At 63.8% G+C, this 13,211-nt stretch carries 9 protein-coding genes; 1 reads left to right on the top strand and 8 read right to left on the bottom strand.

From position 1 onward, the window contains the following. Positions 1–120 precede the first annotated feature (120 nt). The 8 genes from JOY50_RS05630 to JOY50_RS05595 form a co-directional block, all read right to left on the bottom strand. Positions 121–2,382, bottom strand: coding sequence for an ATP-dependent DNA helicase (locus JOY50_RS05630; RefSeq protein WP_243054903.1), 2,262 nt, complete (start codon positions 2,380–2,382; stop codon positions 121–123). Next, complete coding sequence (locus JOY50_RS05625; protein ID WP_138736648.1) at positions 2,379–4,028, bottom strand: VRR-NUC domain-containing protein; 1,650 nt, start codon at positions 4,026–4,028, stop codon at positions 2,379–2,381. The genes JOY50_RS05630 and JOY50_RS05625 overlap by 4 nt, the downstream gene beginning before the upstream one ends. Before the next feature lie 224 nt (positions 4,029–4,252). Beyond that, positions 4,253–5,563 carry an MFS transporter gene (locus tag JOY50_RS05620; RefSeq protein WP_243054902.1) on the bottom strand — a complete coding sequence of 437 codons (1,311 nt, stop codon included), beginning with the start codon at positions 5,561–5,563 and terminating at the stop codon, positions 4,253–4,255. 90 nt (positions 5,564–5,653) lie between these two features. Continuing rightward, positions 5,654–6,871 carry a fumarylacetoacetate hydrolase family protein gene (locus JOY50_RS05615; protein ID WP_243054901.1) on the bottom strand — a complete coding sequence of 406 codons (1,218 nt, stop codon included), beginning with the start codon at positions 6,869–6,871 and terminating at the stop codon, positions 5,654–5,656. Between the two features lie 20 nt (positions 6,872–6,891). Next, entirely contained in the window at positions 6,892–7,950 is a 1,059-nt protein-coding gene (locus JOY50_RS05610; RefSeq protein ID WP_132840341.1) for an Ldh family oxidoreductase, read from the bottom strand. 34 nt (positions 7,951–7,984) lie between these two features. After that, a complete protein-coding gene (locus JOY50_RS05605; protein WP_132840339.1) occupies positions 7,985–9,526 on the bottom strand; it encodes a UxaA family hydrolase in 1,542 nt (513 codons plus the stop codon). Between the two features lie 285 nt (positions 9,527–9,811). Then, a complete protein-coding gene (locus JOY50_RS05600; RefSeq protein ID WP_132840337.1) occupies positions 9,812–10,789 on the bottom strand; it encodes a LysR family transcriptional regulator in 978 nt (325 codons plus the stop codon). Positions 10,790–10,819: 30 nt separating this feature from the next. Further along, the gene (locus JOY50_RS05595; protein WP_132840335.1) at positions 10,820–11,767 is read right to left on the bottom strand and encodes a LysR family transcriptional regulator; all 948 of its coding nucleotides are present in this window, start codon (positions 11,765–11,767) and stop codon (positions 10,820–10,822) included. A gap of 101 nt (positions 11,768–11,868) precedes the next feature. Between JOY50_RS05595 and JOY50_RS05590 the strand changes: the two genes are divergently transcribed. After that, positions 11,869–13,182 carry an L-fuconate dehydratase gene (locus JOY50_RS05590; protein WP_019471155.1) on the top strand — a complete coding sequence of 438 codons (1,314 nt, stop codon included), beginning with the start codon at positions 11,869–11,871 and terminating at the stop codon, positions 13,180–13,182. Positions 13,183–13,211 lie beyond the last annotated feature (29 nt).

Genomic DNA, 13,211 nt, shown 5'->3' with positions numbered 1-13,211 from the left:
GCGATAGGGCCGCAAAGCGGCCCCGCAATCTGTGCATCTTCGCTGACATCGTGGGGCTGCCTTGCAGCCCTATCGCGACACAAGGCCGCTCCTACAAAGGGCAGCGCGAGACAGGGATTGCTAGATGATGGCTGCCGGCCACCATGTCGGAAACATCTGCTGCACTCGGGGCTCGGCGAAGCGTTCATCGATCAACACCAGCACACCACGGTCCTGGTCACCACGGATAACCCGGCCAGCCGCCTGGATCACCTTGCGCACCCCCGGATAGAGATAGGCGTAGTCAAAACCCGCACCAAATTGCCGCCCCAGGCGCTGCTTGAACTGCTCGTTGACCGGGTTGACCTGCGGCAACCCCAAGGTGGCGACAAACGCGCCGATCAGCCGGGTACCTGGTAAATCCACGCCTTCGCCGAACGCACCGCCCAAAACGGCGAAGCCCACGCCTCTGCCATCGGCGACAAAGCGATCGAGAAACGCCTGGCGCGCCGCCTCATCCATGCCCGGTGCCTGGGCCCACAGCGGAATCTGACCATGCCGCTCGGCCAACAGGCCTGCCACCTGCTGCAGGTATTCGAAGCTGCTGAAGAATGCCAGGTAGTTGCCCGGCATGCGCTCGTACTGTTGGGCAATCAGCTCGACGATCGGCGCCAGAGACGCTTGGCGCTGCTGGTAACGGGTGGACACCTGGCTGGCAATCCGTACTTCCAGCTGCTCTGCGCGAAACGGCGCAGCCACTTCCAGCCAGGCGGTATCGGCAGGCATCCCCAGCAAGTCGCTGTAGAAATGCCGCGGGCTCAATGTGGCGGAAAAAAGCGTCACACTGCGCGCCGCCTGCATGCGGGGTGCCAATAGGCGCGCCGGGGTGACATTGCGCAGGCACAGGGTAGCCAGCCGACGCTTGCGCGGGCCCTGGCGCTGGCTGATGTCGAACAGAAAGTGCTCATCAAACAGCTCGGCAACTCGGCTGAACTGCAAGGCCTGATAGAAGAACTGCAACACCTGCGGGTCCATGTGCGCGGGCGCCTGGTTCATCTGCTCCTGAATCAGCCCGATGCACTGCTGCAAGGCGCGCAACAGCCCGTCGGGCAGCGACTCGCTGGCCTGGTACGGCGCACGCTGCTCTTTGAACAGCGCATTCCACTGCCGGTTCAGGCGGTCCAGCGCGCTGACCAGCCCAGGCGGTTTGCTCTGGCGCAGGGCCAGCAGTTGCCCCTGGTCAAGGCTGGCGCTGTACATGCCGCGCCCACGCTCGACCAGGTTATGCGCTTCGTCCACCAGCACCGCCACGCGCCACTGGTTGAGCTGGGTGAGGCCGAACAGCAAGGCATGCGCATCGAAGTAGTAGTTGTAGTCGGCGACCAGCACGTCGACCCAGCGTGCCATTTCCTGGCCCAGGTAGTACGGGCAAACCTGATGGGCCAGGGCCACTTCGCGCAGGTTGGCACGGTCGAGCAACGGCAGGGCTGCGGCAGCCTCACGCGCTGCCGGCAAGCGGTCGTAAAAGCCGGCGGCCAATGGGCAAGATTCACCATGACAGGCTTTGTCGGGGTACTCACAGGCTTTGTCGCGGGCGATCAACTCCAGTGTGCGTAAAGCAGGTTGCGGCGTGGCATCGGTGATCTGGCGCATGGCATCGAGGGCCAACGCCCGGCCCGGGGTCTTGGCGGTGAGAAAGAACAGCTTGTCCAGCTGCTGCGGCACCATGGCTTTTAGCAGCGGGAACAAGGTGCCGAGGGTTTTGCCAATGCCGGTGCTGGCCTGGGCCATCAGACAGCGACCGGTGCTTACCGCTTTGTACAAGGTTTCGGCCAGCTGCCGCTGGCCCTGGCGGAACTGTGGGTAGGGAAAGCTCAGCGCCTGAAGGCCTTGGTCACGTTCGGCCAGGCGTCGTTGCTGGAGTTGAGCCCAACCTAGAAAGCGCTGGCACTGGGTTTCGAAGAAGGCCTGCAATTCAGCCGCCGTAAAGTGTTCGCTGAACAGCGTCTGGTCATCGCTGTCCACGTCCAGGTATACCAGCGCCACCTCGATGGCCGGCAGTTGTCGTGCCCGGCACATCAGCCAGCCATAAACCTTGGCCTGTGCCCAGTGCAACTGACGGTGATTGGCCGGTTGACGCGCCAGGTCGCCACGGTGCGTCTTGATCTCTTCCAGGCGGTTGCTGCCAGGGTCATAACCGTCGGCGCGGCCCCGCACCTTGAGGGTTTCGAACTGGCCTTCAAGGGTGATTTCCGACTCGTAGCCCGCAGCCCGCCGTGCCACTACCCGCTGGTGCCCTTCGATGCCCTCCTGGGCGGTGGGCGACGGCGTAAAGCGCAGGTCCAGGTCGCCGACCTTGGCGCTGAACTCGCACAAGGCACGCACCGCCACGCTGTAGCTCAAGGCGTTTCGCTCCAGCGCACATGGCACACCGCAACGGGCAGGCCGTGTTGCCTGCAGAATTCCAGCCAGCGCAGCTGGTTGTCCTGCAGGCGGTCACCGGGCCCCTTGACCTCAACCATGCGGTAACGCCCCTGCTCGGGCCAGAACTGGATCAGGTCAGGCATGCCCGCGCGGTTGCTGCGGATATCCTGCAACAGGCGCAGGAAGCACTGTTTCAGCTGGGCAGCCGGCAGGCAAGCCAGGGCCTGCTCGAGCAGTTCTTCGCTGAGCATGGACCAGAACACGAAGGGCGATTGCAGGCCCTGCTTGCCCTTGTAGCAATTGAGAATCGCCTGGCGATGGCTGCCATCGTCGAGCCGCCCCAGGCAGCGATCGAACAGCGCGCTGCGCCGTTGCTGGAAGTCACTGTCGTGCAGATCCTGTGGCGCAGCCTGGAACGGGTTGAAAAATGCGCCGGGCACCGGGGCAAAGATCGCCTCCCAGCACAACAGGCCAAACAGGCTGTTGAACAACGTGTTCTCCACGTAATGCGCATGGCCACCTTCTTGCGCCAGGTGTTGACGCACCGCCTCTTCAACACCCAGCGCAGCGTGCTCGCGGGGCAGCTCGAGCTCGATCAGCTCCAGCGGCGTGGCACGCTGGCGCCGCTGTGGCGGGCCGCCGAGCTTGCGCGCCAGGCGTGGCAGCATCCGTTCCAGTGCCTGCACTTCCAGCGCGTTGGCCGGTGCCGCCGCGAGCTGTAGTGCCAGCGCATGGGCCTGGGGCCACTGCTCAGTGCGCTCAAGCACCCGCACCTGGCGAATGCGTGCCTGGGCATGGCTGCACTGGCCGTACACTGCCATGGCCTGGTCCCACTCCCCCAGGCGCTCGCATTGCTGGCCCAGAGCGAACTGCAGGCGCGCATGGCGGCGGGCCAGCCACGGGTTGTCACTGTGCAGGCCCTGCAGGGTACCCAGAATCGACACGGGTTCGTCGCCCTGCTCCAGCCGCTCGGCGCACTGGTGCAAGGCCATGGCCAGGTCGACTTCGGCACGTTGCTGCAGGGCTCGCGAGCCCGTGCTGAATGGCACCTGCTCGTAACGAAGCACACCGAGGTCGGCGAGGACGAAGTCTGACCAGTCTTGGTACAGGTTGCCGAAGAACAACAGGCGCATGCGGTCGCACAAGGGTTGCAGGCACCACTGGAGGATGCGCACCTCGCTGTCGGGAAACCATTCGGCCAGTGACCGGGCCAGCAGCCCCAGCGGTTGCAGCTGTGCCAACAGCTCATGCTTGGCGGCACGCGGGCGGCTCAGTTGCCGGGCGAAGCAGCGGGCCAGTTCGTCTTTGCGCAGCAAGGCGAACAGCTGTTCCAGGCCCAGTTGCTCGGGTTCCCGCACCCAGCCGAGTTTCTGCAAAGGCTGCAGCGCCAGCGCCGTATCGCCGATTTCGGCGTAGTCGAGCCGGTCGCTGCGAAACAGTTCGCCTTTGCGCATGACCATGCGCACCATCAAGGCCTGGGTTGGCGCTTGCAGTTGATTGAAGGCACGGATGAAGGCCAGTTCCTGGTCATCGAGCAGGTCCTGGTAGCGCTGTTCGACCCACAGCACTACCTGGCGGAAGTTATGCAGGTAATAGAACGGGTCGTCGACGGAATGGGCGATCACGGGCGGAGGTCAGGTTGCGGTAACAGGCACTGTTTATACATACAGATAACCATGCCTGACAAGAGCCGTGGGTCGCGTCACGATCAACGATCCGCTTGGGGCTGCTTCGCAGCCCGATCGCGACACAAGGCCGCTCCCACAGATACGGCGGTGCCGCTGAGAACAGTGAAATACCTGTGGGAGCGGCCTTGTGTCGCGATTGGGGCGCAAAGCGCCCCCAGGATTTACGCGTGTTCAGCTCCAGCCATGTCCCCTGCTTCGTCCTTGGCGCTGCCAATCGGCGCCTGCAGCAGCAGGAAGTACGCCACCGCCGAGCACAGTGCCACAACCGCACTGATCATGAACGCCGTGGTGAACGAGCCTGAGTACTGAATGCTGAAGCCGGTCGCGATCGGCGCCACGGAGCCGGCAATGTAGCCGCCGAAGTTCTGGATCGAGCCAAACGAGGCCACGCGCTGGCTGTCGACGATGGTGTTGACGATCATCCAGGCAGTGGCACTGGCCATGTTGATGCTGAACAGCGCCAGGCACAGCAGTATCACGCAGCCTGTCAGGCCAGTGACGAACGACAGCGGCAAGGTGAACAGCGCCGCCAGTACCAGGCCGGTGATGACGCTGAACTTGCGGCTGCCCAGCACGCTCATGCCACGCTTCACCAGCCAGTCGCAGAAGCGGCCCGCAACGATTGTACCCGCTGCACCAAAGCCGTACGCCAGCGACACTACCCAGGCGGTCTTGTACAGGTCCAGGCCGTGTTCACGCTCGAAGTACCCCGGCAACCAGGTCAGGTGCAGCCACAGCATGTAGATCACACCCATGAAACCCAGCACCGCACCCCAGGTGCTGCGGTGCTTGAACAGGTCGAGCCAGCCGGCGAAGTACGAGGCCTTGGACGCGTGCACAGGGGCCGCCGGGGCCTTGTGCTCACCCGGCAGCGGCTTGCCTTCGGCCGCCAGTTCCGCCAGGTAACGCGCTTTGCTCTTGTAGAACGTCAGCCAGCACACCGCCAGCACCACGCCGATCACGCCGGTAATGATGAACATACCGCGCCAGCCGAAGTTGACCATGAACAGCGTCAGCAAGGGCGGCGCCAGGCACGGGCCAAGGCAGGTCGACGACCAGACCACGCCGGTCGGGGTGCCGCGTTCGTTGGCATCGAACCACTCCGACAGGGCTTTGGCCGCCGACGGGAACATCGGTGCCTCGCCAATGCCCAGCAACACCCGCAGGCCCATGAAACCGGCAAAGCTGTTGACCATGCCAAATGCCGCCTGGGCCACCGACCAGCCCAGCAGCGAGGCGCCGAGGGCGACCTTGCTGCCCAGGCGGTCGATGATCATGCCCATTGGCAACTGGGCAAAGGCATAGGCAATGGAAAACGCCGACAGCAGGATGCCCATCTGCGAAGGGCTGATCATCATGTCTTTCTGGATGGAGGTATTGGCAATCGATAGCGCACTGCGGTCCAGGTAGTTGACGATGCCGATCAGCAGCAGGAACACGACGGTTATGCGCTGGTACTTCATAGGGTTCATGTGTCGACCTTTATTATTATTGTTGCCGCGCTGTCAGCGCCTTGGCGATCCATCGATAATGCCGCGCCCCTCCCTGGCGCAGCGTATTGCTCAGGGCTGGCGTGCGGTGGCTGCAACCTCCAGCAGGCCACGTCGGCCAAGGTTGTCGATCAACGCGCGCAGGCCAAACGCCCACTGCGGTGCCTGGTCGCTGGTGGTCACGCGGTTGCACAGGGTACCCAGTTGCGGGTTGCTGATGGTCACAACATCGCCCGGCTTGTGGGTAAAGCCATTGCCTGGCTGGTCACGGTCCTGCTTGGGGGCGAACAGGGTGCCGAGGAAGAGCACCATGCCGTCGGGGTACTGATGGTTTTCGTTGAGGGTTTGCTGCACCAGGTCTTGCGGGTCGCGACTGATCTGGCGCATGGAACTGCGGCCAGACAGGATGAAACCGTCCTCGCCTTCAACGCGCAGGTCTACTTCAGCGTTGCGCACATCGTCGAGGCCGAAGCTTTCGTCAAACAGCCGTAGCAGCGGGCCCAGTGCGGTGGAGGCATTGTTGTCCTTGGCCTTGGACAGCAGCAAGGCGCTACGCCCTTCGAAATCACGCAGGTTGACGTCGTTGCCGAGCATCGCGCCCTTGATGCTGCCATCGCTGGACACCGCCAGCACCACTTCCGGCTCCGGGTTGTTCCAGCTGGACTTGGGGTGGATGCCGATAGCGGCACCGTGGCCAACCGCCGACAGCGGCTGGGCCTTGGTGAACACCTCGGCATCCGGGCCAATGCCCACCTCCAGGTATTGCGACCACAGGCCCTGCTCCACCAGCACCTTGCGCAGCGCTTCGGCCTGAGCCGAGCCGGGCACGATCTGCGACAGGTCGGCGCCGATGCGGCTGGCAAGGGTGTCACGGATGGCATCGGCCTTGGCCGGGTCGCCTTTGGCCTGCTCTTCAACCACACGCTCCAGCAAGCTGGTGGCAAAGGTCACGCCGGCGGCCTTCACTGCCTGCAGGTCAATGGGCGCCAGCAGCCATGGCTGACGTGGGTCGCGCTGGCTCGGGTCGCTGTTGTCCAGCAACACCGATAGCGCAACCAGCGGCTCGGCCAGTGGCAAGGCGCGCAGATATGTCACTGGGTCGGTCACTTCCAGCAGGGCCGAGACAGTCGCCACGTGGGTGCTGATGTCGTAGACGGCGCCGGCTTTCACCAGCACCACCGCCGGCCCCTGGTCCGCCAGCCACACCCGCCCTACCCAGCTGCCGCTGTCGAACGCACTGGCATCCTGGCTCAGCGGCAGCGGTTGATTGGCGTTCGATCGATCAGTCATTTGTGTACCCTTGGTGTGCATCATTGGGAAAGTGCCGGCAGCTGCAGTTGCCCGGCCAGCCGATCAAGGTCGGCCAGCAGCTGTGGCGAGAGGCTCACGCCCTGCTCCAGGGCCTGCCGGCGCAAGGCAAGGCCAGCCTGCCCAGGCAAGCGCACCGGGCGCTCGGGGTCGAGTAGGCGGCTGGCGAGTATCAGCCGGCCCAGGAAGCTGGTTTCATCGGTGAACGCTGCCAGGCCGCCGAAGAAGCGCGGATCGATCACCACGGCAGTGGCCGAGGCGCCCCACTGCTCAGGTGCATCCTTGCGCCCATGGCCGGCCAACCCCGAAGTCAAGGCTTCGACCAGCAGCGCCAGGGCGAAGCCTTTGTGACCAAAGGCCTGGCCGCCGAGGGGGAGGATGCTGCCTTGCGGGCGGGTAAAGAAATCGCCCGGGTCATCACTCAGTTTCCCGTCATTGCTCACCAGTACCGGATACGGCAGGCGGCTGCCGGCATCGCGGCATTGGCCGACCAGCCCGAGGGTAACGGTAGACATGCTCACGTCCAGCAGGATCGGCTCGCCTTGGGTCGGGATACCGGCAGCAATCGGGTTCGGGGTGTAGATCGGGTCGATACCACCATGGGCGCAAACCAGCCCTACCGAGGGGTCCGACGAGTAGACCATGGCCACCAGGCCCTGGTCGGTAAAGGGCTTGAGATAGGCTGCCAGGCAGCCAATGTGCGAAGCGCGGCGCACCACCGCAATGCCGATGCCCTGCGCAGTCGCACCCTTTGCCGCGCAGTCCAGGGCACGGCTGACGCAGTAAGGCCCCAACAGGTAATGGCCATCGAACACGCTGGCGATGCCACTGTCCGTCACCTGTTCCAGTACCTGTGCACGGGCCTTGACCTTGCCTTCCTGCATGCCACCGATGTAGCGGCTGACCAGGTTCAGGCCGTGAGTGCGGTGCCCGAGCAGTTCCCCTTCGAGCAGTACCCGGGTCACCACCTGGGCGACTTCGGCATCGGCACCGGCCCTTTCGAACAGCCGCTCGACAAAGGTGGTGAGCGTTTGCACGTTGAAATGTGTGGTTTGAGTCATTGTTGTTATCTCGTAAGGGGACAGTAGCGGTCAATCAGGTGACTGCGCCGATCTGCCAGGGCACGAACTCGTTCTGCCCATACCCGTGCTGTTCGCTCTTGCTGCGTTCCCCGGACGCAATGCGCAGCATCTGCTCGAAGATGTACGCGCCACGCTCCTCGATACTGGTGGAGCCGTCGGCAATCCCGCCGCAGTTGACGTCCATGTCCTCTTCCTGGTGTTCAAACACCCGGTTGTTGGTCGCCAGCTTGATCGACGGCGCCGGCGCGCAGCCGTACGCAGAGCCACGCCCGGTGGTGAAGGCGATCAGGTTGGCCCCGCCGGCCACCTGGCCAGTGGCCGAGACCGGGTCGTAACCGGGGGTGTCCATGAACACCAGGCCTTGGGCACGCACGGCTTCGGCGTACTGGTACACGTCGACCAGGTTGCTAGACCCTGCCTTGGCAACAGCGCCCAGCGACTTTTCCAGGATGGTGGTCAGGCCCCCGGCCTTGTTGCCGGCCGACGGGTTGTTGTTCAGCTCGGCGTTCATGCGCTGGCAGTAGTCTTCCCACCAGCGGATGCGCGCCACCAGCTTTTCGCCGACCTCACGGCTGACCGCGCGGCGTGTCAGCAAGTGCTCGGCGCCGTAGATTTCCGGGGTTTCGGACAGGATGGCGGTACCACCGGCCGCCACCAGGCGATCCACGGCGTTGCCCAGTGCCGGGTTGGCGGTAATACCGGAGTAGCCATCAGAGCCGCCACATTGCAGGCCGACCACCAGATGCCGTGCGCTGACCGGTTGGCGTTGGACATGGTTGGCCTCGGCCAGCAGGCTGCGGACCTGCTCGATGCCGGCAGCGATGGTTTTCGACGTGCCACCGATGCCCTGGATGGTGAAGGTGCGCAGCTGCGCACTGGCTTGCAACCCCTGGGTTTCCAGCAGGCTTTCTATCTGGTTGGTTTCGCAGCCCAGGCCAATGATGAGTACGGCAGCAAAGTTGGGGTGCACGGCGTACCCTGCCAGGGTGCGGCGCAGCAGGCCAAGGGCTTCGCCGCTGGGGTCCACTGCGCAACCGGCACCGTGGGTCAGGGCGACCACGCCGTCGATGTTCGGGTAGTCGGACAGCACCTCGGGGTGAATGTCACGGCGGAAATGGTCGGCCACAGCCCGGGCCACGGTCGCCGAGCAGTTCACCGAGGTGAGAATGCCGATGTAATTACGGGTGGCAACACGCCCATCGGCGCGCACGATGCCCTGGAACTGAGCTTCGGTACCAGGCTGGCTGCGCGTGTCCACACCAAAGGCATAGTCGCGAGCGAAATCACCCATCTGCACGTTGTGCACATGTACGTGGTCGCCGGCATCAATGGCCTGCGAAGCAAAACCGATAATCTGCCCGTATCGGCGCAGCGGCTGGCCCTGCTCCACGCGTTCGGTCGCGAGTTTGTGGCCGGAGGGAATTGGCTGACGCACGGTAATCGCCTCGGTATCCAGATGCAGGCCTTGCGGCAAGGCCTGGCGGGCGATAAGCACGTTGTCCAGCGGGTTGAGGCGGATGACGGCAAGGTCACCGGACTTGGCAATCAGTTGCATGGGACCTCTCAGGGCGGTGCGGCGGGCTTCTTGTTATGGCTGTTGCCACTGTAAGAAGCCTTGCCCAGCATTCCCAATGAGATGATCCGATCAATTGATAACCAGTGGTTATCGGAAGTCGTGATCGGGCGGTGATCCTTGATCGTCTAATAGACTGCCCAAGTGCTCAAGCCTGCACATATCCTGTGGGAGCGGGTTCACCCGCGAACACCGGCGCAGCCGGTGCCATGCACCGCGTCGACTGCTTCGCGGGTAAACCCGCTCCCACAGGGATCGCGTGAACCATCAGGTCTTGTCCAAGGCAGTGGCAGCCGTACCTTTCTGCTGTCGCTGTTTGGCGCCTTCCAGCAAAATCTCGACAAACGCCCGGGCCGAAGCGCTCAGCGGTTCATCCTTGCGGGTGACCACGCCGTACTCCAGCGCGGGTACATGCAAAGTGCTGCGCAGCTCCCTGAACTGCCCGCTGGCCAGCTGCGCAGCCACCATCGAACGCGGCAACATGGCAATCATCGGCGCCGATTGCAGCAGCTGCAGGAACATCGGCATGGAGATGGTCTCGACGCTGTCGACGGGCGTGGCAATACCGGCCACCCGAAAGGCCTGTTCCAGGCGGTTGCGAATCGGCGTGCCCACCGGGTACAGCACCCACGGCCAGTCGCCCAGCGCCGACAGTGGCGGGCTTTCCAGCTGGTTGAGCGGGTGCTCGCTGTTGACCACCAGGCTGAACGGTTCGGGCTCCAGCGGCTGGAAGTCGAACAGCTGGCTGAAGCGCTCTTCGGTGAAGCGGCCAATCATGATGTCGAGCTTGTTCTGCTCCAGCATGGTCAGCAGGTGATCACTGGAATGCTCCACCACTTCGATCGACAACAGCGGGCTGCGGGCCTTGATCGCGGCGATGGCCTGCGGCAGTACCAGCGCAGTGGCGGCAAAGATGCCACCGACGCGGATAAAACCGTGCCCGCCGTTGCGCAGGCGGTTGACCTGGTCGACGAATTGCTGCGACTCGGCCAACGCACCCTGGGCATAACGCACCACGTATTCACCCAGCTCGGTGGGCGGCATACTGCGTGGCAGGCGCTCGAACAGGGCAAAGCCGAACTGCTCTTCGAGATCGCGCAGCATCTTGCTCAGGGCCGGCTGACTGAGGTTCATGCGCGTGGCGGTTGCGTGCATGTTGCGGGTGCGCGCCAGGGTGTCGATCAGCACCAGGTGCTTGTAGCGGATCCAGTTGCAAAAGCTGGAATGGGTCAGGTCCGGCGACATCGGCGGCAGGCCTCAGGCAGGTGAAAAGGGTTATTGCGCCCGCAGGTAGCGCAGCAAGGTATCCAGGGCAACCGAGTTAGGCCGCGAGCGCAGGGTCAGCACGCCCAAGTTGGCCATGGTCAGCGGCAGCTCTACCGGCAGGATGGCAACCATGCCATAGCGGGCATAATGCTCGGCCACGTCATTGGGTACCACCGCAATCATTTCGGAGGCTTCGAGCATGGCGGTGGTGGCCAGGATCGAGGCGGTTTCAACGATGTCCAGTGACTGCACCATGCCCCCGGCCTGCAGCGCACTTTCGACGCGGCGGCGCATCGGGCTGCCGATGGGGTGCAGGATCCAGGTCAGGGCCACCAGGTCACTCAATTGCAACCCGACAGCCGCCGCCAGAGGGTGCCCGGCGCGGGCGATCACGCGCATCTGCTCACCGCCTTCAAACAGCTCGATGTTCAGGTCCTGGCTGTCGCTCTGGTCTGGCAGGCGGCCCACGACCATGTCGAAATCGCCGCGCAGCAACGCGGGCAGCAAGGTATCGCTGGTGCCCACTTCCAGCGAGATACGCACTTTGGGGTGGTCGCGCTTGTAGGCCAGTACCGCCTTGGTCAGCACGCCCGGCACCGGGCCCATGACGCTGCCCACCCGCACCAGGCCCGAGGCCCCGCGCGCCAGTTCGGCGATTTGTGCCTGGGCATGCTCGAACTCATGCAGCGCGCTTTGTGCATAGCGGATCATCACCTCACCGTAGAGCGTTGCTTGCATGCCGCGCGGCAAGCGCTCGAACAAACGCACGCCAAGGCGTTCCTCAAGCTGCTGCAGCAACAGGCTGGCCGCCGGTTGCGTGGTGTGCATCGCCGCAGCGGCGCGGCGCAGGTTGCCGAACTCGCCCAGCGCATTGAGCAGCGTGATCTGGCGGCTGGAGATTCTCAATGCACCAAGGCTGGCAGGCGCCTGGGTTGGGTCGAGTGGTAAGCGAGACATATCGAATCCGGTATCGCTGATTAAGAACTGGCGATTATGCCTGTATCGCTCGACAACCTACAGTCAGGTCTCCCAGCGCTTGAGCAGAACAAGAGTCGAACATGAGCATACGTATTACCCACCTGAGCGTTCGCGACATTCGTTTCCCTACTTCGCTGTCGCTGGATGGCTCAGACGCCATGAACAGCGCCCCCGACTATTCAGCAGCCTACGTGGTACTGCACACCGACGCCGAGGCCCTTGAAGGCCATGGCCTGACGTTCACCATCGGCCGCGGCAACGAAATCTGCGCAGCAGCAGTGCAGTCGCTGGCACCGCTGATCGTCGGCCTCACCCTTGAAGAGATCACCGCCGACATGGGTGGCTTCTGGCACCGCTTTACCGTCAGCGACAGCCAATTGCGCTGGCTTGGCCCGGAGAAAGGCGTGATCCACCTGGCCACCGCGGCCATCATCAATGCGGTGTGGGACCTGTGGGCCAAGCAACAAGGTAAACCGGTGTGGAAACTGTTGGCCGACATGACGCCTGAACAGTTGGTGCGCTGCCTGGACTTCAGCTACGTCACCGACGTGCTCACCCCCGAGGAAGCCATTGCCCTGCTCCGCCGCCAGGCCCCAGGCAAGGCCCAGCGTGAGGCGCAGATGCTGCGCGAAGGCTACCCCGGCTACACCACCGCGCCAGGCTGGTTGGGTTACAGCGAAGAGAAGATGCGCAAACTGGCCCGCGAGGCCGTGGAAGATGGCTGGACCCACATCAAGCAGAAGATCGGCGCCGACCTGGAAGAAGACATCCGCCGCGCCAGCATCCTGCGCGACGAAATCGGCTGGGAGCGCACCCTGATGATGGATGCCAACCAGGTGTGGGGCGTGGAGGAGTCGGTTGCCAACATGCGCCGCCTGGCCGCCTTCGAACCGCTGTGGATCGAAGAGCCGACCAGCCCGGACGACATTCTAGGCCACGCCACCATCCGCCAGCGCATCGCGCCGATCGGCGTCGCCACCGGTGAGCATTGCCACAACCGGGTCATGTTCAAGCAGATGTTCCAGGCCGGCGCGCTGGATTTCTGCCAGCTGGATGCCGCCCGCCTGGGTGGCTTGAACGAAGTCCTGATCGTGCTGCTGATGGCCGCCAAGTACGACGTGCCGGTGTGCCCGCACGGCGGCGGCGTCGGGCTGTGCGAATATGTGCAGAACATCGCCCTGTTCGACTACATCGCCGTGTCTGCCTCGCTGCACAACCGGGTACTGGAGTACGTCGACCACCTGCATGAGCACTTCATCGACCCGGTGGTCATCCGCCGCGGGCGCTACATGCCACCGCAACGCCCGGGCTACAGCATAGAAATGCATGCCGAGACCCTGGAGCGCTACCAGTACCCCAATGGCGCGGTGTGGCTCGATATCAACCGTTCCTGATCCACAAGCCTGGGTGTGCCTCCACAGGG

Origin of the sequence: Pseudomonas sp. BP01 (genome assembly GCF_022760795.1) — a bacterium.
Taxonomy (GTDB): Bacteria; Pseudomonadota; Gammaproteobacteria; order Pseudomonadales; family Pseudomonadaceae; genus Aquipseudomonas; species Aquipseudomonas putida_Q.
This window is presented reverse-complemented; position numbering and strand designations above follow the sequence as displayed.